Source organism: Clostridium uliginosum (assembly GCF_900112485.1).
Taxonomy (GTDB): domain Bacteria; phylum Bacillota; class Clostridia; order Clostridiales; family Clostridiaceae; genus Clostridium; species Clostridium uliginosum.
Map to the genome: position 1 here is coordinate 31939 of NZ_FOMG01000021.1, position 22548 is coordinate 54486.

The following is a 22548-nucleotide window of genomic DNA, read 5'->3' on the forward strand; positions in this document are numbered from 1 at the left end:
GGTGAGTGTATGGAAAAAAAGAATATTTTTAAACCAATTAAAATTGGAAAAGTTGAGGTTAAAAATAGGATTGCTATGGCACCTATGGGAACAGTAGGACTGGTTACTCCAGATGGATGTTTTTCTCAAAGAGCAATAGATTATTATGTTGAAAGAGCTAAAGGTGGAACAGGACTTATAATAACAGGTATTGTTAAGGCAGAAAATGAAATTGAAAAACTTAAAATGCCTATCTTCCCTTGTGCAACAACAAATCCTATACATTTTGCTCAAGTGGCAACTGAGTTAACTGAAAGAGTACATGCTTATGGTTCTAAAATATTCCTTCAAGTAACAATGGGACTTGGAAGATCTGCCAATCCTAAAATTGTTGATGGACAGCCAGTAGCACCATCTGCAATACCAAATTATTGGGACCCAAGTGTAACTTGTAGAGAACTTACTACAAATGAAGTAGAAACAATAATTAAAAAATTTGGAGATACAGCTGAAATAGCTGTAGAGTCAGGCTTTGATGGAATAGAAGTACATGCAGTTCATGAAGGATATTTATTAGATCAATTTACTATTTCATTGTTTAATAGAAGAACTGATAAATTTGGTGGTAATTCAAAAGAAAGATTAACATTACCAATAGAGATATTAAAAGAAATAAAAAATAGAGTTGGACAAGACTTCCCAGTTGGAGTTAGATATAGTATAAAAAGTTTTATAAAAGATTGGTGTCAAGGAGGACTTCCAGAAGAAGAATTTAAAGAACTTGGAAGAGATCTTGAAGAAGGTCTTGAATCCGCTAAAATTTTAGAGGAAGCTGGATATGACGAATTTAATGCTGATGGTGGAACATATGATGCTTGGTATTGGGCTCATCCACCTGTTTATCAAAAGCACGGATGTTATTTATCATTAACTGAAAAACTTAAAAAAGTGGTTAAAGTTCCAGTGCTAGTTGCTGGAAGAATGGAGATTCCAGAACTTGCAGAAAAAGCATTAGAAGAAAATAAAGCTGATATGGTAGAGCTCGGAAGAGAACTTTTAGCTGATCCGTATTGGCCTAAGAAGGTTCTTGCAGGTCAAAATGAAAGAATACGTCCATGTATTGGATGTCAAGTAGCATGTTTGGGAAGAATTTTTGCTGGAAAATCAATATCTTGTGCAGTAAATCCTAGTACAGGACATGAAGAACAATATGCTCTTAAACCAGCTTTGAAAACTAAAAATGTTATGGTAGTTGGTGGCGGAATTGCTGGTATGGAAGCAGCTAGAGTTGCAGCAATAAGAGGTCATAAAGTAACTATTTACGAAAAAACTGATAAATTAGGAGGACACATTATTGCAGGAGGTGTTCCAGATTTTAAGGAAGATGATAGACGTTTATTGGATTGGTATAAAAATGAGTTAAAAGAATTAAATGTTGATATCAAATTTGGAGTAGAAGTTACTGAAGAATTAATAGACAAGGAAAAACCAGAAGTTATAATAGCTGCAACAGGTTCAACTTCAATTGTATTAAATGTTGAAGGAGTAGATAGAGATAATGTAGCAACTGCTACTGAAGTTCTTTTAGGAGAAAAGTCAGTTAAGAATAATAAAGTTACTGTTATAGGAGGTGGCTTAGTAGGTTGTGAAACAGCTTTGTGGTTAGCTAAACAAGGTAAAGAAGTAACAATATTAGAATCTTTAGAGGATTTAATGATTGCAGGAAATCCAGTTCCTCATGCTAATAGAATAATGCTTATAGATCTTTTGAAAATGCATAAAGTAAAAGTTTTGACAAACAAATACGTGTATGAAATAAAAGAAAAGAGCATAGTAGTAGCAGATAATAAACATAAGAAATCAGAGGTTGATGCAGAAAATGTTGTTTTAGCAGTTGGCTATGCTTCAGATACTAAACTTTATGATAAGCTTAGAGATAAAGTTCCAGAACTTTATTTAATAGGTGATGCAAGAAAAGCAGCTAATATATTAAATGCTGTATGGGATGCTTATGAAGTAGCAAGAAATATATAAAGTGAATTTTTTTATGAATTGAGGAAAAAAGTTAATAAACAATAGAGCGTGGGTACTTCTATTGCTACACTTAAACAGTAAGGCCTATTCATAAATTTTAAGGACAATTAGTGGATAATAAATATCTCCATTAATTGTCTTTTTATTTGGCTATGTTTTAACTAAATGTTGTACATTTAGTTGTATTATTGCATATACTTATATAATGAAGAATTTTTTTCGATAACACTCTTCTTTTAAATAGAAGTAAAGTAACACATATTTAGTATATATAAGTTAAAGCCATATATCTTATATGTAAAAATATGAAAAGGAAGGTGTATGAAAAATGAGTAATTTTGTAATAGCTGTAGGTCATACTGCTAGTGGTAATACTGGGTGTGGTGTAGTTTCAAGGCTTGATGAAAGTAATTGTACTAGGGAAATAGGAGCTTTAGTCGCTCAGTATTTAGAGGAAAAAGGTCATGTTGTTAATTTATTGAGGGTGGATGAGAGTAACAGTTATAAGTATAAAGATTGTTATATAAGAGCAAATAAAGCTAATGATATAGCAAAAAATTCAAATGTAGAATTGTATGTGGAGATTCATATTAATGCAGGGGGAGGAACTGGCCCTGAAGTATGTGTTACTGGAAAATCAGCTTTGGCAAATCAATATGCAACAAAGGTGAGTAATTCTTTGGCTACAAGTTTGAATTTAACTAATAGAGGTGTAAAGATACAAAGTTTTATTGTTCTTAATAAAACTAGCATGCCAGCAATACTTGTAGAGTGTTTATTTGCAGATAGCTCAGATGCTGATAAGTATGATGCAGAAATAATTGCAAGGGCTATTGTTAATGGATTAGTGGGTATTGAAAATTCAAGTGACAATGTGTTGAAGTTAGGTTGGAATAAAAATAATATTGGATGGTGGTATTGTACAGATGTTACTAATAAATATTATTACACATCACAAAATGATTGGAAGAATATAGATGGAGATTGGTATATCTTTGATTCAAATGGATATGCATTAGAATCTGCATGGTATTATGATAGTAGTGATAAATTTTGGTATTACTTAGATCATAGTTGCAAAATGGTAAGAGGGACTAAGGATAAGCCATTATGGCTTTGGATAGATAGTGGTTGTTATTCATTTAATGAACATGGTCAAATGCATTGTAATTGCGTTACTCTTGATGGATATAGAGTTGATGAAAGTGGAGCATGGGTTAAGTAATTTTATGCTTGAATCATAATTATATTTAAATTATTTAGAGTAAAATCATAATTATATAAGATAATAATATAACTAAATTAAAATGGTAGTAAACACATTAAAATGTATTATTTATTAAGATTAATTTTAAAGACTATGCTGAATTAGTAAGGGTCTATCTCAAAATTATCAAGTGAAGTAATAACAAAGAAATAGAAATAACATTTATTAAAGAAGACTAGAAAAATTTCGCTAAGGCTTTCTAACATTTAAAGTTGTACCCATAAAAGATTGCTCCTAATATGCATTAGGACAATCATTTATGGAACAACTTCAAATGAAGAAACTCTAAGCTTATTTTTCAATGCTTCTTCCACAAATGTTATTTCTATTTTTTTAAAATATACATCATATTATTAAATGATTTGTATTATGAGACACCCACTTTTTTAGATTCCATTGATATTTATAGTAACTAAAAAAATTAGAATAATGTATATAAGGAATATTAAGTTTATAATTACTAATAAATTAAATTAAATATTCCATGCTGAATTTGTATGATAAGATATTAATAACTATAATAGTGCAAAAGTGCTTTAATAATTTCACAATGAAAAGTATTATATTATGATCAGCAAGCATAAGAATTTTTATCCTATAAAAAATAATAGATATGAAATTTGTATAAAAATAAGACATGGTAGAATGTTTGATATTTAAAAGGAAGTTGAAGTGGATGAGATTAGAAAGATTTTTAACTATAAAAAAGGATGGGATGTCCTATGGAAAGTAAAAGAATATTAATTGAGAACTCGCATAAGAGAAGTGAAAGCTATGGAGTTGAGAAAAAATCAAGTTATTCTAAAAAGATTCTTTTTGGAGAAGAATTAGAAAAGATATTAATTAATAATAAAGACTTAATAGAAGTATCTAAATTATATATTGATATGGTTTTTTCTGCTGTTATGGATAACGAGTTTATTATAGTATTAACAGATAACAATGGATGTATTTTATATATTAAAGGAGCAGAAGAAAATGCCAGTAAACTAGACTGTATCAATCTTAAGGTTGGAGCGTATATGGATGAACAAAATATAGGGACTAATGCTATGGGAACTGCTATTAAGGAAGATAAGTGCGTTCAAATAACTGCTAATGAGCATTATATAGTAGGACTTCAAGGGCTAACTTGTTCAGCAGCACCTATTCATAATACTAGTGGAGAGATTATAGGAACTTTAAATTTAAGTGGTAGAAGCAATATGAAACATCCACATACATTGGGATTGGTAGTTTTTGGAGTAAAAGCAATTGAGAATGAATTGGATAAGAAAAAAATAAATAACATCTTGAATGAAACTTATAATTATATGGAAAGTGTTATAGAAAATTTAGATAAAGGTATTATGATTGTAAATAAAGAAGGAAAAATAACTAATATTAATAAATTTGGAGCAGAAATATTTAATAGAGATAAAGATGTTTTGTTAAAAGAAGAAATACATTATATATTACCTAATTTAGGTAATATATTAGAAGAATTGGATACAGATAAAAGTACTATTATTAAAGAAGTTAAACTTAGACACACAAGCAGATACAAGACTAAATTAGTTTTTAAGGGAATTAGGCATAAAGAAAAGATAGTTGGAATGGTTGTAACTATGAGTAATGAAAAGGAAGAAAAAGATGTAAAAGATGCAACTGGAGCTTTTTTGACTTTTAATGATATTATAGGAGAAAGTGCAGCTATTGTTAATGTAATAACAAACAGTAAAATTATTTCTAATAGCCCATCCACTATTTTAATTCAAGGAGAAAGTGGGACAGGAAAGGAAGTTCTAGCGCAAGCTATGCATAATTATAGTTTAAGAAGAGGTAATAAATTTGTAGCAATAAATTGTGGAGCAATACCTGCTAATATAATAGAAAGTGAATTGTTTGGATATGAAGATGGTACATTTACTGGTGGAAAAAAAGGTGGAAAACCAGGAAAGTTTGAAATTGCGAGTGGTGGAACTTTATTTTTAGATGAGATAGGAGAAATGCCACTAGATATGCAAGTTAATTTATTAAGAGTACTTCAGGAGAGTAGGGTAACAAGACTAGGGGGAAGTACAGAGATTTCTATAGACGTTAGAGTAATTGCAGCTACAAACAAAAACTTAAAAAATGAAGTTAAAAAAGGAAATTTTAGAGAAGATTTATATTATAGATTATGTGTTATTCCAATAACATTACCACCTTTAAGGGAGAGAAAAGGTGACATAGAAAAACTTATAGAATATTTTTTAAGAATAAAATCGTTTAAGTTAAATAAGCCGATACCAGGGATTAGACAAGATTTATACAACAGCTTATTATCATATAATTGGCCAGGGAATATTAGACAATTAGAAAATTACATAGAAAATATAGTTAACTTAGATGGGAATTTATCATTTGATTTATGGGAAGATGGTGATGAGAAAATAAGTGAAGTAATCCATAAGGAAATGATAGAAAAGAGCTATTGTGAAAATTATGAAGTTGAAAAAGATAATTTTAATTTAGAACAATTAGAAAGTAAAACAATTAAAGAAGCTATAAAGTCATATAAGCATAATATGACTAAAGTAGCTAAGGCTTTAGGAATAAGCAGAAATACCTTATATTTAAAAATAAAGAAATATAGTGTAGAAGAGTCCTAAAATTGCACTGTGTCCTAAAATCATACATGCTAATTTGAATAAATGTGTGATTTTAGGACATTAATTTATGGTTAAAAGTTTTATATATTTGTTATTTTCATTCAGGTGCCTAAAATAAAGAGATTGATAGAATAAAAATAATTTGGCATGCTTCTTGCTTTAATATATTCATGAGTTTAATAATGTTTGTGAATTTAATAACAAACGAATAAATTTTAGGAGGAATTGAATATGGCACGTTTTACATTACCAAGAGATTTATATCATGGAGAAGGATCTTTAGAAGCGCTTAAAACTTTAAAGGGTAAGAAAGCATTTGTAGTAGTTGGCGGTGGATCAATGAAAAGATTTGGTTTTCTTAAACAAGTTGAGGATTATTTAAAAGAAGCAGGAATGGAAGTAGAATTATTTGAAGGCGTAGAACCAGACCCATCAGTAGAAACAGTAATGAAGGGTGCAGAAGCTATGAGAAACTTCCAGCCAGATTGGATAGTTGCGATGGGTGGAGGATCACCAATAGATGCAGCAAAGGCTATGTGGATATTCTATGAATACCCAGATTTTACTTTTGAACAAGCAGTTGTTCCATTTGGATTACCAGAACTTAGACAAAAAGCTAAATTTGTAGCTATTCCATCAACAAGTGGTACTGCTACAGAAGTTACAGCATTCTCAGTAATAACAAATTATTCAGAAAAAATAAAGTATCCTTTAGCTGACTTTAATTTAACTCCAGATGTGGCTATAGTTGATCCAGCTTTAGCTCAAACTATGCCTGCTAAATTAGTAGCTCATACTGGAATGGATGCATTAACTCATGCTATAGAAGCATACACTGCATCATTAAGATCAAATTTTTCAGATCCATTAGCTATTAAAGCAATAGAAATGATTAAAGAAACTTTAATAAAATCATATGAAGGAGATAAGGAAGCTAGAAACTTAATGCATGAAGCTCAATGTTTAGCTGGAATGGCGTTTTCAAATGCATTACTTGGAATAGTTCACTCAATGGCTCATAAAGTAGGTGCTGTATTCCACATACCTCATGGATGTGCTAATGCAATCTTCTTACCATATGTAATTGAATATAATAGAGTAAACTGTGAAGATAGATATGCTGATATAGCTAGAGCATTAAAATTAGAAGGAAATACAGATGCAGAATTAACTGATTCATTAATTAAAATGATTAATGAATACAATGATAAATTAAGTATCCCTCATTCAATGAAAGAATATGGAATTGAAGAAGCTGATTTTAAAGCTAATCTTACATTTATTGCTCATAATGCAGTATTAGACGCTTGTACAGGATCAAATCCTAGAGAAATAGATGATAAGGCAATGGAAAAATTATTTGAATGCACATACTATGGAACTAAGGTTAATTTATAATATAATATAAAGCAATAAAATTTAGCTCTGTTTTAATATAGTGTTGATATTGTTACATTTAGATGTTCTTAAGTGGAATTCTTTAGCACACTGAACAATATCAGTATAATTTAAAATCTTAAACAATGGCTCTCGCTTAGAGAGCTTTTGTTATTGTGAAAATATTTAGGCATAATATGTAAAAATATCAACATGGTTTTAAAACATAGCCTACTTTTCAAAGTAAGAAAAAATACAGGCGGTACCCAGATGTACAAGATAGTTAGTAAAAGAGAACTTACAAATAATATATTTTTAATAGATATAGAAGCACCAAGAGTTGCTAAATCTGCAAAACCAGATCAATTATTATAACGCGCAATAGTTTTAATTATTGTGCGTTTTTTATGCTAAATAGGTTGTTGAGTAAATAAAAATTGTAAAAAACAAATAAATCATTATGACTTTGAATAGGTATTTGTTATTATTAATATCTAGCCTAAGTGGATGTGAGAATTTCACACAAAACATTCAACTTATTATGTTCAATATATTGGCATAAGCCCAAGAAACTGTTGCTATTATTTTTGCTTCCTCAATTTACGATAATAACATATTATTGAAGTAATAAAAGCAGATATAATTTTTATAAGAAGATCTGTTAATGTGTCTTCAAGCCCACTCTGTAGCATATTTATTTTAAATAGATAATCTCCTAAAAACTCAAATATTTCCTATATGGTGCCTAAAGTAATTGAAAAATTAAATGCAAAAATTAAAGTGAAAATAGTAAATCACTGTTTAGTTACTTTCTTTTCCTTTGCAATAATTCCTTGTATTAAATGTAATGCAATAAGAACTGCATAGCTACCAAATATAGCGTGAAGAAGTAAATCCCACCACCAAAAGATAGAATAAAAATTCTTGATTTCCCCAAAGTATAATGTAAGGAAAATAAATAATAATGATATTAAGTTAAAACTAGAAGGTAGCACTAAGTTCTTTATATTAGCAATATGGGTAATTATAAAAGGAAGTATAATACATACAATAGCCAGGAGTGACAAAGCTAAATTCTTCCATTGTCTTGATGTAATACTAAGAATAGCGTTAGTTATTAAGATTATTTCAAATAATACTGTTATTCCAATATCTATCTTACTATTTTTATTATTCATTAAAAATCTAGTCCTTTCTAGATATTTGTATTTATAAAGAAACAAGTATAGTTGTATAAGAAATTTGTTATTTACTTAGTTGTATCTTTTCCTTCTTTTATAAAAAATATAATTAACAGCAATATCAGTTCTTAGTCATATGAACTTCAGAGACAGCTCTAAAATCTATTAAATTCTTTATTTACTATAATATTCATTGAATATCAACTAAATAGTAAATATATGGTTATCGAAATTTGTCTATTAATGTTATTATTATAGTAATTGTAGGAAGTTAAATTATAAATATAATATTATTAAATAATAATCTAAATAGGATATCTTTTTTATCAAGTTTAAGACATATTCAAAAAATAACAAATCAGTATACTAATTTATTTTGTGTCATATCGTGTGCACAAAATAAGCTGTTAACTAATCTTACCACCTTATCTGAATTGAAATACACGTCATATCTTTGACTTTTTATTTTCTTTTATATGTTCAATATATTTATTTGGTTAGGAAGATTAATATTTAGATAAACAAAATAATTTTGTGGAGGGATATAAAGTGTTGAAAAAATTGTCGTTTAAAATGAAATTGTTAATTGGTATTTTGCCTATTTTAATTATTGGAATGTCAGCTTTAAGTTACACAGCATTTTATCAATTTAGAAAAACTATTCAAAATGAAATTATTAGTAACAAAGTAGAAGAGACAAATAAATTATCTGAAAACGTAAATACTTGGCTAGATGGTAAACTTCTTGAAGTAAGAAGTTCTTCGATTACTCCTACAGCTAAATTAATTGAATCAGATCTTGGTGCTATTGATAATTTCAATGCAGAAAGAATTAAATCTTTGGAGAAAAATTATCCAGGTGAATATGATAATGCGGCAGCAACTTTATTTAATAATGATGGTAAATCTAGAGCTCAGTATTCAAATGGAAATTTTGTAGTAGGTGATGTTTCTGAAAAACCATGGTATAAAACATTAATGAGTGGTGTGCCTTATAATATATCAAATCCAGTAGTATCAAAAGGAACAGGTAAAACTTTAGTAGTAATAGGTGTACCTATTAAAAATACATCTGATCAACCAATAGGTACAATGATATCTGCTGTGAATCTTTCTTACATACAAGATAAAGTTAAAGCTTTTAAATTTGGGGAAAAGGGATATAGTTTATTAATCGGAAAAGATGGAACTATTCTTGTGCATCCAGATGAATCATTAGTAATGAAAAGTAAAATTTCAGAGGTAGAAGATTCCAATATACAATCCTTGGGAAAGGACATGCTTGACAAACAATCAGGTACAGTTAGATTTACTTCAGGAAAAGATAAATTCATAGCATTTTATAAGCAAGTACCTTTATCAGGATGGAACATAGTAAGTGTAATGTCAGAAGATGAATTATTTGCTTCTTCTCAAAATTAATGAATACATTACTTTTAATTACTTTATTAATTGTAGTTATTATTGGCTCTATAATTCTTATAATAGCAAGGAAAATAACATCCCCATTAATTAAGTTAGCTGCTTTTTCAGAAGAAATTGCATCTGGTGATTTAACAAAACAATTAGAAATTAATACAGATGATGAAATTGGAAAAGTAGGACATAGTCTAAATAATACAGTTTATAAGCTTAAAGAAATGATAAGTGCTATAAGTTATTCTGCTAATGAAATCGATACATTATCAAATACTTTGATTACAGCTACAGATGAATCTTTAATAGGAACTGACCAAGTTTCACGAACCATGCAAGAAATAGCAGCGGGAGCTGTTACACAAGCTGAAAGTGCTAGTAAAGCATCAATGATAACAAATGAATTAGTCGAGAATATAAATGGTGTTTATAAAAAATGTAATTATATGATAAGTGTTGCAGAAAAATCTAAAATGGTAAGTAATTCTGGTTCAGAAGGCGCTAAGGAAGCTGTGGAGAGTATAAAAACTATAGAAACAGCAAATAGCTATAATGTTAAAGAAACACAAAATTTATTAGAAAAATCAAAAGAAATTGGACAAATAGTATATGTGATAAGTGATATAGCAGAAGAAACTAATTTGTTAGCACTCAATGCTGCTATTGAAGCTGCTAGAGCTGGAGAACAAGGAAAAGGCTTTGCCGTAGTTGCAGATGAAGTGAAGAAATTGGCAGAACAATCAAGTATAGCTTCAAAGAAAATAGCAGAACTTATAAATGGAGTTCAAAATCAAATTAAAAATATAGCAGAGAAAATGGAACAGGGTACAAATGATGTAAGACATGGAGTTGATGTTGCAACTTTAGTTGGTGAAAATTTCAAAGAAATAGAGAAGGTATTTAGTGAGATAAGTTCTATTGTATCAGAAGTATCACAATCTACAAATGAGATGTCTAATAAAGCTAACATTACAAATGATGTAATAAGCAATGTCGCCGCTATAAGTGAAGAAAATTCAGCAGCAACAGAAGAAGTAACAGCATCAAATGAGCAACAAACAGCTTATATGCATCAAATTGGAGAGACAACTAATAAATTAGAAGAATTGGTTGGAAATCTTAAGAATACAGTAGATAAATTTAAAATATAGGATTTGTTCTAAAAGCCCAATTTCAATGTCCACTTTACAAAAATATAACAATATCAACACTCTTCTAAAACATAGTGGAAATATAGGATTCTAAATTTTTTAGAATAATAATAAGCAACATTAAAATATGAATTATAGAAAACGATATTATCTTAAAATGATTTGTTTTGAGATAACCTCGTTTTTATTTTATTAAGCTATATTTTAAAATAGTTTTTATATTATAATATCAACATTTACTTAAAACATAGTCTTTTATTAAATTATAAAGTAATGAATAATTTAATTGTTTAATCACAAACTACTTGTGTCAAATTTAAATAGATATAATAGAAAGAAGGAATAAAAGATGGATCATAATTCAAGCATAGGTTGTAATGTATCAGAATGTAAATTTCATTGTAAAAGTGATGATTATTGTACTTTAAACAAAATTCAAGTTGTAAAACATACTACTACTGCAAATAGCACTGAGAGTACTGATTGTGGTAGTTTCCAAACATGCTAATTAAAAATATCTAGCAAGCACGCATTAAGGCTTGCAAATCCACTAGGGAGACAGAAATTCCTAAATAAAAGTTTTAAATTAATATAGAAATAAAGCAAAAAAGAGTTATATCGCTATAACAAAAAACAGAGAAATGAATGGATATATATATGTAAAATTATCAATAAAATCAACATATATAGCCATTCATTTTGATGTTATTGACTAAATTTTAAACATATATTAGTGTTTTAACCATAAAATCTTTTATATTAATGTGACAATAATGTAATGTTAATGTAACTAAAATCGATTTGTGATTTTAGTTAGAGAAAGTATACTAGAGTCATAGATTAGGCATCATAAAATAAATAACTAGTCAAAGATAAGAAGACTTACTAGATATTCATTGGACATGCCTTAATAAGGAGGAGATTTTATATGGATTTTATTAAAAAGGGGTTTGACTCATTTGAGTTGAAGATCTTAGCACTTATTTTTATGACTTTTGATCACGTTGCATATTTTATGACAGGAATTATAGAGATTCCTTCTTGGTTTAATATTATAGGAAGAATAGCAGCACCTATATTTATATTTATGGTAGCTAATGGATATTATTATACTAAAAGTAAAACAGGATATATGAAGAGATTATATTTATGGTCTGTATTTATGTCTATAGCTAATTCTTTAGCTAATAGTTATATACCTCACCCAAAAGGAGCCATGGTGATTAACAACATATTTGCGACTATGTTTTATATTGTATTTTTCTTATATTTTATAGATAAATTGAAATCTGGAATTAAAGAGAAAAACAAGAAAAATATTATAGTGCCAATACTTTTGTTTATAATGGTTATTGTTTTACAAATAGGTATGTTTTCTATACTAATGAATCCTACATTAGAAGTATCTAGGATAGCATTAATGGTAGCTATGATATTCTTACCAACTCCATTGATGGTAGAGGGAAGTATTATATTTATAATTCTTGGCCTAGGATTTTATTACTGCCTAAATAGTAAAAAGAAAACTGCAATATTTTATTTAGCACTTTGCATATTATATTTTGTTGTAGCGGTTCTTCCAGCAGGATTAACTATTGAAAATTTATTTCTTATAAATGAACAATGGTTAATGATATTAGCACTTCCATTTATATTGCTTTATAATAGACAAAAGGGTAGGGGCATGAAGTATCTGTTTTATATTTACTATCCAGCTCATGTTTATGGATTGTTGTTATTATCTAGAGTCATATATGGAATGGTTAAATAGAATATTATAAATAGATTCTAATACATAAAACATAGCCTTGTATTAAAATATAAACACTATCTTAAAATATAGCTTTAATTTAAAATATAGCCAAACTTTTAGATTATGCTCACAAATAAAATTGTATAGTAGTAATTTTTATTATAAAATAATTACAAAGAATAAACGCACAATAGTTTTAATTATCGTGCGTTTTTTATGTTTATATTACGCTATGTTTTAGAAAAGTGTTGATACTATTATATAATAATATCAACACGGTTTTAAAACAAAGCCTTATATTAAAAAAGGCATTAAAAAATACAATAACGATTTAATATGCGATGTATATTTTGTGCAAGACTAGTGTATTGACTGGTTATTTTTTGAGAATGCTTAAATCAAAATAATGGGGGGATAACAATATGAAGATAGCAATTTTATATTTTAGTAAAACAGGAAAAACTGAGAGAACAGCAAAAGTTATTGAAGAGGGTATAAATAAAGTTGAGGGTATTGAAGTAAAAGCAATGAATTTAGATAAGGTAGATTATGAATTTTTAGATGAATCAAAAGCTGTGATTTTTGGTACACCAACATATTATGCAAATATGACATGGCAAATGAAGAAGTGGATAGATGAATCTAGAAATTGTAATTTAGAAGGAAAATTAGGGGCTGTCTTTGCAACTGCTCAATATATTGGTGGAGGAGCTAATGTGGCAATGACAACTATGATAAATCACTTTATGGTGAAAGGTATGTTAATGTATTCAGGAGGTTCAGCACTTGGTCAACCTTATATTCACTTAGGACATGTATCTATTGGAGATGGAAATGAAAAAGAGGATGAAGTAGCAAGAGTATTTGGAGAGAGAATCGGTAAGAAAGCAAAGGAATTGTTTGAATAAATCAATCAATTAGGCATGTAAAATATTAAGAATTATTTTTAAAGCACTAATTAATTTAAGAAATATATAAAGAAAATAACAAGTCAAAGATGAGATACATCTTTGATTTGTTATTTTTTTAATATGTCTAAATTACTTAATAATATTTACTTTGTATTTAATGAAATAATTTTCATTAATATGATTTTATGGTATATTGTTAATATGAGTAATTTCCCCTGAATTTGATAAATTTCATGATTATTGTTATTTATGTAATATCATTCTTAATAGGAATTTACTATATACTAGATGCTTTTAAATGTTCAATTATCAATGATTTCAATTACGTTTTCATGCAAGAAATTTGAACTATCACAAAAAAGGTAATATAATTACCAGTATTTTTTTATAATATAATTTACAAAAATAAATATTGAATGTAAGAATTACTATATTATTTTAAGGGGGAAAAGTAAGGAATGCAGAATAGAAAACTTAGAAAAAATACTAATGAAAAAATCAATAAAAGTGAGAGCATAAAGAAGAAAGTGGTATTAGCTACAATAATTATAAATTCTATAGCTTTTTTATCAATAGCTGTATTTTTGTTTTTTATAATAACTTCTTATAATAGCAAAAATTTCGATGAAAAAGTGGTACAAAATCAGAATAATTTGGATCAATATTTAATTAAATATTTTGATGGTGTTGAAAGTAGCATAAATACACTTGAAGGATCTAGTGATATAAAAGGTTTGAAAAATAATAATGTAACTACATATGTTGATAAGAGTGATGAAAGTGGAAGTCTGAAAATGACTCCTTTAGAAAATGGTGATTTTGAAGCAAATTTATATAATTATTTTAAAATGTTTTTGGACAGCAACAAAGAAGTTTCAAGCATAGCATTTGCAGGGATGGATAATGGAGGTTACATGAGATATCCATCAATAGATAGAAAAAATAACTATGACCCTAGAGAAAGGCCTTGGTATAAGGATGCATTAACCACAGATAAGATTAGTTATACAGATGCTAATCTAACTACTAATGGTGACTTTAGCTTGGCTGCCATAAAAAGAGTTAAGGTAGATGACAAGGTAATAGGTGTATTAAACGTAGATGTTTCATTAAAGGATTTAGCTGATTTAAGTCAAAAATATAAAAATGGTGATAATGGATTCGTAGTAATATTAGATAAACAAGGTACAGTTATTTCTAATGGAAAGGACTCAAAGCTTATATCTAAAAATGTAAAAGATTTAGGTATAGAGGGCTTTGAAGAAAAAGATTTAAATTCTAATACAAAAAAAGAAATAACTATAGCAGGAAATAAATACAAAATGTATATAGAAAAGAGTACTAAAGATAATTTACCATTAACATATTTATCATTTGTTGAAAAAAGTGAAATAACTAAATCAGCAAATAATATGATGCTTTTAATTGGAGTTATAGCAATTGCATTTATAATCATAATAAGCCTGGTTTTTATAAAAATGATGCAGAAATTATTGATACATATTAATAGTATATCTAATAACTTAGAGATAATAGGATCTGGAGATTTAACAGTACAATTAGATAATGAAGTGTTAAATCTAAAGGATGAAATTGGAGTAATAGCTAGGTCTTCTAATAGCATGCAAGATTCAATAAAGGATATGTTATCTGTAGTTGGGGTTAGCTCTGATGAAATTCAAATTAAAGGGCAAGAAATTAATAATACTTCTGAAGAAATAAAAAGTTCAGCAAATCAAGTATCGTTAGCTATTAATGATGTTTCTCAAGGGGCTTTAAATCAAGCTGAAGATTTGATGGATATAAATAATAAATTAAATTTATTTTCTGATCAAATAGATAATATAGTTACTAATATAAGTAATCTTGAAGAAAATTCAAAAGCAGCAAAAGATATAAATGATAATAATAAACAAATAATGACTGACTTGTTAAATACATCGAATAAAGTTGATAAAAATGTGAAGAATTTTGATGTTATGATGAGGAATCTTAACAACAGTATATCTAAAATTGGAGATATAACTAGTATTATAAATGGTATAGCTGAACAAACTAACTTATTAGCTTTAAATGCTGCTATAGAGGCATCTAGAGTTGGTGATGCTGGAAAAGGCTTTGCTGTTGTTGCAGATGAAATTAGAAAACTTGCTGAAGGTAGTAAAAATGCAGTATATGAAATAAATAATTTGATTACTAATAATTTGCAGTCTATGAAGGAATTAATGAATGCTTCAGAGGAAGTTGGAGATAATGTATCAAATCAAGTTAATATAGCAAATATGGGAGTACAAGCTTTTTATAGTATGAATGAAAAGCTAGAGGAGGTAATTCCTAAAATATTTACTATTAATAAAGAAGCGACTAATATTAATAATAATAAAAATTTAATACTTGAAAAAGTTCAAGATGTGGCGTCTGTAGCAGAGGAAACTTCAGCGTCTAGTGAGGAAATAGTAGCATTTTCTCAAGGACTTGAAGATATAACAATTACAATGAATGCTCTTTCCACAGATTTAAATCATATAGCAGTTGATGTGAAGAATGGATTAGATAAGTTTAAATATAAATAGAGAATATATAAGTTTAAAGCCGTGTTGATATTGTTACATATTGTTCAGTGTGCTAAAGAATTTGACTTAAGAACATCTAAAATAAGTATAGTCCCATTCCAGTTTGTTCCAAAAGCAAGTTTTGGACAAACAATTAATGTGACAATACTCACTTAAGAGTTCTACAAGTCAAATTCTAATGCACGCTTCACAAAAATGTAACAATATCAACACTATATTAAAACATATGTAAATAAAATATAAAAACTATTATGAGTTTATGATTCATAATAGTTTTTTTATATGCCTTATAGCCTAGAAGATATGATTTTAATAAAGAAAAAGTTATAATATAATAAACATAAGGCACATTAAAATAAATAATAAGTCAGTATGCTAGTCTATTTTGCGTCATACTGCGTCGGTAAAATCATCCCATAGGCTTACTATGAGATGATTTCATCTCCTTGTCTGACACAAAATATACGTCGCATCTTTGACTTGTTATTTTCTTTAATGTGCCTAAGACATAGAAAAAGGAGAAATTTCATGAAAACATTAATAAATTTAAAAAGACAAGATGGAGCTAAGATAGATGCAGAATTTAAATTTCTGGATGAAGGTTATATTGATAAGATAATGGAATTACAAGAAGGTATTATGAATGGAATAAAAGATGAACAATTATATGTACCTTCAAACGAAGAGGAATTTATTGATTATATTAATAATAATGGAAAAGTAATAGGTTGTGTTACCAAAGATAGTGATGAATTAATCGCGGTTGGAGTATATAGAAATTTGGGATATAAGAAAGATAATTACGGATATGATATAGAACTTCAAGGAGATGAACTTTTAAAGGTTGGACAAATTGAAGCGACAGTAGTAAGAGAAGATTTTAGAGGAAATAGGCTTCAAAAAATTCTTTGTGAGCATTTAGAGGTGATTGGGAAAGAAAATAAAACACCTATTATGTGTGCAACAGCATCACCATATAATGAACATAGTTTAAATACATTTAAGTGTCTTGGATATAAGATAGCAAAAGATAAATTAAAATATGGTGGATTAAGAAGATATGTTTTAGTTAAGGATTTAGGCATATAAAGTAATGTTGATATTGTAATATAAAGCTCATGGACTGTGGAATTTACTTTAACAATACTAAAATAAATATTAGTCCTATTAATGCATGCTCCCAATCACAGATTGTGACAAGCAATTAATAGGACAAATATTCATTAAGTATTCTAAAAAGCAAATTCCAATGCCAGTTCGCTCTTATATTACAATATCAACATTCGTTTAAAGCATAGTCTAATTAAAAAAAAGATGAATGCCTAAGACATACACTTTATAGATATGAGGGGGAAGATGTTATGAGGATATTGCATACAGCTGATTGGCATTTGGGTAAGAACTTAGAGGGCAAGAGCAGGATGGATGAACAAGAGTTATTTTTGAATGACTTTGTGGATATAGTAGAAAAAAATAATATTGATTTGATAATTATTGCAGGGGATATATATGATTCAAGTAACCCTCCAGCGAGGGCTGAAAAGATGTTTTATGATACGCTTAAAAAACTGTCTTCTAATGGAGAGAGGATTACTTTAGTTATAGCAGGTAATCATGATAATCCAGAAAGACTTGTATCAGCAGGACCACTTGCTAGGGATCATGGAATTGTTATGGTTGGGACACCTAAGACTGTTGTTTTAAGTGGTGATTATGGTAAACATAAGGTTGTGGATTCTGGAGAAGGGTATATAGAGATTGAAATTAATGGTGAGAGAGCTGTTATTTTAACAGTTGCTTATCCAAGTGAAAAGAGATTAAATGAGGTACTATATGGTGAAATGGATGAGGAAGAAGATAGGGTAAAATCTTATAGTGATAGGATACATTTATTGTTTGATTCTCTTAAAGAACATTATAGAGAAGATACTATAAATTTAGTTGTATCTCATTTATTTGCGATGGGTAGTGAAGAGGGTGGCTCTGAAAGAAGTATACAACTAGGAGGAAGCTATATAATAGATGGAGGATGTTTCCCAAGTGAAGCTCAATATATAGCATTAGGACATGTTCATAAACCTCAAGTTGTACCAGGTACAGATAAAAGGGCTAGATATTCTGGATCACCGCTACAATATAATAGGAAAGAAATTAATTTTGAGAAGAAATGTTTTGTTGTAGATTTGAAATGTGGAGAAAAAGCTAATATAGAGGAAGTTAATTTTAAGGTATATAAGCCTATTGAGGTTTGGAAATGTTCTAATATAGAAGATGCTATATTAGAATGTTCACAAAATGCAGAAAGAGAATGCTGGGTTTATCTTGAGGTTGAGACTGATAGATATATAAGAGAAGATGAAATAAAGCAAATGAAGGAATACAAAAAGGACATCTTAGAGATAATTCCAAAGCTTAAGTCAAGTGATGAAGAGGAAGAAGAAATAAGGGATATTTCAGAGAAATCTTTTGATGAAATATTTAAGGAATTTTATAAAAAGGAAAGAGGAGTAGAAGCAGATGATGAAGTAGTAGATTTGTTTCTAAATATAATGTCAGAAGTAGGTGAAGATGATGAGACCAATTAAGTTAAAAATTAAGGGGTTAAATAGTTTTATAGAAGAACAGACTATAGACTTTAATAAATTAACAGATAGAGGCTTTTTTGGAATATTTGGACCTACTGGAAGTGGAAAATCAACAATTTTAGATGGAATAACTTTAGCTTTATATGGTGAGATATCGAGAAAAAGTTCAAATTATATAAATACTAATTGTGATAGATTAAATGTAAGTTTTGAATTTCAAATATCTGGTACAGAGGTTAGAAGATATGTTGTAAGTAGAGAATTTAAAAGAGGTAAAGAAGGAAATATAAAAACTACAAAAGCTAAAATAGTGGATATTACAAATACGGAAGAGGTTTTGGATGATAAGTCAAAAGCAGTAACTAAAAAATGTGAAGAAATAATTGGTTTAGGACTGGATGATTTCACTAGAACAGTTGTATTACCTCAGGGAAAGTTTAGTGAGTTTTTAAAGCTTGAAGGTAAAAGTAGAAGAGAAATGCTTGAGAGGTTGTTTAACCTTCAAAAGTATGGTAATAATCTTTCAATTAAATTAGCAAGAGAGACAAATAAAGAAAAGGTAGAGAATAATGTATTAATAGGACAGTTAAAAGGATTTGAAGATATTAGTGAAGATAAATTTAAGGATAAAAATGCTGAGTTAGAATTAGCTCAAATAAATTTAAACAATGCAAGTAATGAGCTTAAAAACATAGAAAAAACATATAAAGACAGTCAAGAAGTTTGGGATTTACAGCTTGAATTAAGTTCATATAAAGAACATGAAGAGAAGCTAAATATTAAGTCAAAGGAAATAGAAGATAATAAGCTTAAACTTAAGCTTGGTGAATGTGCATTAAAGGTAAATCCTTATATTATTTCTTATGAGAATATATTAAAAGAAAGTGTTGAGGTTCAAGCACAAATAAAAGAATTAGAAGAAAAGTTTAAGATTCTTAAGGCTCAAAAAGAAGATGCAGAAAAAAAATTAATTGTTTCAAGAGAGAGAAAAGATAATGAAGTACCAGAGCTGAAGATAAAAGAGCAAAAGATTAATGATGGAATTGAAGAAAAGAAATATTTAGATATTTTAGAGTGTGAAATAAAAGACACTGAAATAAAAGTAATTGAATTAAGAGCAAAATATAAAAAATATAAAAACATACAAGATGATATTGAACAGAAGATTATCTTATCCAAATCAAAAATAAAAAGTCTAGAAGAGGATTTTGATAAGTTAAAGATAGATGAAAACTTAAAGATAAAAGTGCAAAAAGGTCTCATAGTTAGTGAAAAATATAATTTATTAGATAAAAATATTAGAATTAATAAAGAAAAAATAACTACTATAAATAACGATATTAAAAATGAAAAGTTACAACAAAAAGATTTAGAAAAATTATTTAAGGAAAACTCTAATTTATTAGATAAAGATAAAAATAACTTAGAAGAGTTAATTAAAAATTCACCTGGAAAGCAAGAAGTTTTATTAGTGCTTCAAAAAGAATTGTCAAAGTGCACAGATAAGTGGGATAAGTTTAAGTTATATTCAGATGATGTAAAAAAGTCACAAGTATTAATTGAAGAATTTAAAGAGCTATTAGAGAAGAATAGTAATGAAAAGATTAATGTAGAAAGTAAATTAAGTTCATTAAAAGAAAAGTATAAAAAAATTGAGCTGGAAAACTTGGCTTTTAAAATCAGAAGGGATTTAAAAGAGGGAGAAGCATGTCCTGTATGTGGCTCTTTAGAACACCATATAAAACATATTAAAAATAAAAATGAAGATAACTTTTTAAAAGATATAAATTTAGGTGAATTAGAAAAAGAAATTTCCCTTAATGAAAATAAGGCAAAAGAAATTGATAAAGAGATAACAGTAGGTAAAACAAGGATTACATCAGAGAAAGAGAAAATTAAAGAAAAGCAATCTGAATTAGAGAGTTTAGGTGAGGACTTTAAAAAATCTTCAGTTGAAGATTTAAAGATGAATTTTAATAAACTTCAAAAAGATTTAGAAGACTATAAAGTAAAGAAAGAAAGTTTAGAAGATAAGGTTAATAAATTAAAAGATGAAAATCATGTTTTAGAAAACAAGGTTAGCAAAATAAGTACAATAATAAAAGAAAAAGAAACTCAATTAGTATTAATAAATGATGAGCATAAGAATAATCTAGGTGAGTTTAATAAGATAAGTGAAGATTTAACTTTAATTAAAGAAGAAACTAAGGTTGATGATTTTAAACAAAAAAGTGATGATATATCAGATGCAGATAAAAAAAGAGATGGTTTATCTAATCAAATAAAAGAAATTAGATTTGAACTTGAAAGCTTAGGTAAAGAAAAAGATAAGATTCAAAGTGAGTTAAATGAAGTTAAAGAAGAGGGAACTGAAGCTAGTACATCTTTAAAAGAGAAGAAAAAGAATAGAGATGAGAAAATTAATTTAATAAGGAACAAGCTTTTAGAAGAAAGTGATTTGTTTGATGCTTCAAATAATATAAAAAAAGGTAAGTTAATTGAGTTATTGCATAGTGTTCAAAAGGGTATAGAATCAATAGAAAAACAATTTAAATTAGATGATGAATTTAAATTATTAATTGATGGTAAATATCAAGAATGTAATGAAAAAGTTATATCAGCAATAACTAAACAAAATGAACTTAATAAGAGAAGTCTGCTAGAAAAAGACAACTTAAATACAATTTTAAAAGAAGAAGATTTTGAATCTATTGAAGAAGTAAAGAAAAATATTATTTCTAAGAAAGATATAGAAGAACTTAAAATAGAGATAGAAAAGTATAAAGAAGATTTATCTAAGATTAAAGGTGCAATTGAAGGTTCAATTAAAAAATTAAATAATAGAGAGGTTACTGAAGAACAATGGGTAAAGGTTCAAAGTAATTTAGAAGAAAAACAAAGTGAAATTAAGATATTAAATGAAGCAAAAATTAAATTAGACGAAGAATTAAAGTTTATCTCAAATAAATTGAAAGAGCTTAAGGATTTAGTAAAGAAAAAGGAAAAGCTTGATCATAAATTAGCATTATTAGATGATTTAGATAAGTTGTTTAAGGGTAAAAAGTTTGTAGAGTTCGTAGCAATTACACAATTAAAATATATCTCAAAGCAAGCTTCAAAAAAGTTAAAAGAAATAACTAATGGTAATTATGGCTTAGAAGTTGATGAAAATGGAAAATTTATAATAAGAGATTATAAAAATGGAGGAGCAGAAAGAGATGCTTCAACCCTTTCAGGGGGAGAGACTTTCTTAACTTCACTTGCATTAGCTTTAGCATTATCATCTCAAATACAGCTTAAAGGAACAGCACCATTAGAACTATTCTTCTTAGATGAAGGGTTTGGAACATTAGATGATAACTTATTAGAAGTTGTTATGAATTCATTAGAGAAACTTCATAATGATAAACTTAAAGTTGGAATAATAAGTCACGTTGAAGCAATAAAAAATAGAGTACCAGTAAAATTAATACTTACACCAGCAGAATCAGGAGAAGGTGGAAGTAAGGTTAGATTAGAGAGAAGCTAATATTAGGATCTGTTTAAAAACCGTGTTGATATTGTAATATAAAGCTCATGGACTGTGGAATTTACTTTAAGAACTCTAAAATGAATATTAGTCCTATTAACGCATGTTCCCAATCAAAGATTGTGACAAGCAATTAATAGGACAAATATCCATTAAGAG

At 27.9% G+C, this 22548-nt stretch carries 11 protein-coding genes and 3 pseudogenes; 13 read left to right on the plus strand and 1 reads right to left on the minus strand.

Annotated features, from left to right (window positions below):
- Positions 1–9: 9 nt before the first annotated feature.
- The 5 genes and pseudogenes from BM027_RS12935 to BM027_RS18010 all read left to right on the plus strand — a co-directional run.
- Positions 10–2013: an oxidoreductase gene (locus BM027_RS12935; protein WP_090092561.1), complete on the plus strand. Its 2004-nt coding sequence runs from the start codon at positions 10–12 to the stop codon at positions 2011–2013.
- A gap of 328 nt (positions 2014–2341) precedes the next feature.
- Entirely contained in the window at positions 2342–3238 is an 897-nt protein-coding gene (locus BM027_RS12940; protein ID WP_090092562.1) for an N-acetylmuramoyl-L-alanine amidase, read from the plus strand.
- Between the two features lie 764 nt (positions 3239–4002).
- Entirely contained in the window at positions 4003–5913 is a 1911-nt protein-coding gene (locus BM027_RS12945) for a sigma-54-dependent Fis family transcriptional regulator (protein ID WP_090092565.1), read from the plus strand.
- 231 nt (positions 5914–6144) lie between these two features.
- Positions 6145–7311, plus strand: coding sequence for an iron-containing alcohol dehydrogenase (locus BM027_RS12950; RefSeq protein ID WP_090092567.1), 1167 nt, complete (start codon positions 6145–6147; stop codon positions 7309–7311).
- A gap of 249 nt (positions 7312–7560) precedes the next feature.
- A pseudogene (locus tag BM027_RS18010) lies at positions 7561–7662 on the plus strand (sulfide/dihydroorotate dehydrogenase-like FAD/NAD-binding protein); the annotation flags it as partial.
- A gap of 209 nt (positions 7663–7871) precedes the next feature.
- On the opposite strand, the pseudogene BM027_RS19000 reads toward BM027_RS18010, so the two are convergent.
- Positions 7872–8468, minus strand: a pseudogene (locus BM027_RS19000) (DUF2238 domain-containing protein).
- A 555-nt stretch (positions 8469–9023) separates the two neighbouring features.
- Here BM027_RS19000 and BM027_RS12960 point away from each other — a divergent pair.
- The 8 genes and pseudogenes from BM027_RS12960 (at position 9024) to BM027_RS12995 (ending at position 22389) form a co-directional block, all read left to right on the plus strand.
- Positions 9024–11038 (plus strand): annotated as a pseudogene (locus BM027_RS12960) (methyl-accepting chemotaxis protein).
- Between the two features lie 349 nt (positions 11039–11387).
- Entirely contained in the window at positions 11388–11546 is a 159-nt protein-coding gene (locus BM027_RS12965) for a DUF1540 domain-containing protein (RefSeq protein ID WP_090092569.1), read from the plus strand.
- Between the two features lie 420 nt (positions 11547–11966).
- Positions 11967–12809: a TraX family protein gene (locus BM027_RS12970; protein ID WP_090092571.1), complete on the plus strand. Its 843-nt coding sequence runs from the start codon at positions 11967–11969 to the stop codon at positions 12807–12809.
- A 404-nt stretch (positions 12810–13213) separates the two neighbouring features.
- A complete protein-coding gene (locus BM027_RS12975) occupies positions 13214–13699 on the plus strand; it encodes a flavodoxin family protein (protein ID WP_090092573.1) in 486 nt (161 codons plus the stop codon).
- Between the two features lie 461 nt (positions 13700–14160).
- A complete protein-coding gene (locus BM027_RS12980) occupies positions 14161–16275 on the plus strand; it encodes a methyl-accepting chemotaxis protein (RefSeq protein ID WP_090092575.1) in 2115 nt (704 codons plus the stop codon).
- A 528-nt stretch (positions 16276–16803) separates the two neighbouring features.
- The gene (locus tag BM027_RS12985) at positions 16804–17364 is read left to right on the plus strand and encodes a GNAT family N-acetyltransferase (protein ID WP_090092578.1); all 561 of its coding nucleotides are present in this window, start codon (positions 16804–16806) and stop codon (positions 17362–17364) included.
- Between the two features lie 272 nt (positions 17365–17636).
- A complete protein-coding gene (locus BM027_RS12990) occupies positions 17637–18860 on the plus strand; it encodes an exonuclease SbcCD subunit D (RefSeq protein ID WP_090092580.1) in 1224 nt (407 codons plus the stop codon).
- A complete protein-coding gene (locus BM027_RS12995; RefSeq protein ID WP_090092582.1) occupies positions 18847–22389 on the plus strand; it encodes an SbcC/MukB-like Walker B domain-containing protein in 3543 nt (1180 codons plus the stop codon). Before BM027_RS12990 ends, BM027_RS12995 begins: the two co-directional genes overlap by 14 nt.
- Positions 22390–22548 lie beyond the last annotated feature (159 nt).

Coding starts and splice junctions, on each gene's coding strand:
- BM027_RS12935 (WP_090092561.1), top strand. CDS start 10: ATGGAAAAAAAGAATATTTTTAAACCAATTAAAATTGGAAAAGTTGAG.
- BM027_RS12945 (WP_090092565.1), top strand. CDS start 4,003: ATGGAAAGTAAAAGAATATTAATTGAGAACTCGCATAAGAGAAGTGAA.
- BM027_RS12990 (WP_090092580.1), top strand. CDS start 17,637: ATGAGGATATTGCATACAGCTGATTGGCATTTGGGTAAGAACTTAGAG.
- BM027_RS12940 (WP_090092562.1), top strand. CDS start 2,342: ATGAGTAATTTTGTAATAGCTGTAGGTCATACTGCTAGTGGTAATACT.
- BM027_RS12970 (WP_090092571.1), top strand. CDS start 11,967: ATGGATTTTATTAAAAAGGGGTTTGACTCATTTGAGTTGAAGATCTTA.
- BM027_RS12980 (WP_090092575.1), top strand. CDS start 14,161: ATGCAGAATAGAAAACTTAGAAAAAATACTAATGAAAAAATCAATAAA.
- BM027_RS12985 (WP_090092578.1), top strand. CDS start 16,804: ATGAAAACATTAATAAATTTAAAAAGACAAGATGGAGCTAAGATAGAT.
- BM027_RS12995 (WP_090092582.1), top strand. CDS start 18,847: ATGAGACCAATTAAGTTAAAAATTAAGGGGTTAAATAGTTTTATAGAA.
- BM027_RS12975 (WP_090092573.1), top strand. CDS start 13,214: ATGAAGATAGCAATTTTATATTTTAGTAAAACAGGAAAAACTGAGAGA.
- BM027_RS12950 (WP_090092567.1), top strand. CDS start 6,145: ATGGCACGTTTTACATTACCAAGAGATTTATATCATGGAGAAGGATCT.
- BM027_RS12965 (WP_090092569.1), top strand. CDS start 11,388: ATGGATCATAATTCAAGCATAGGTTGTAATGTATCAGAATGTAAATTT.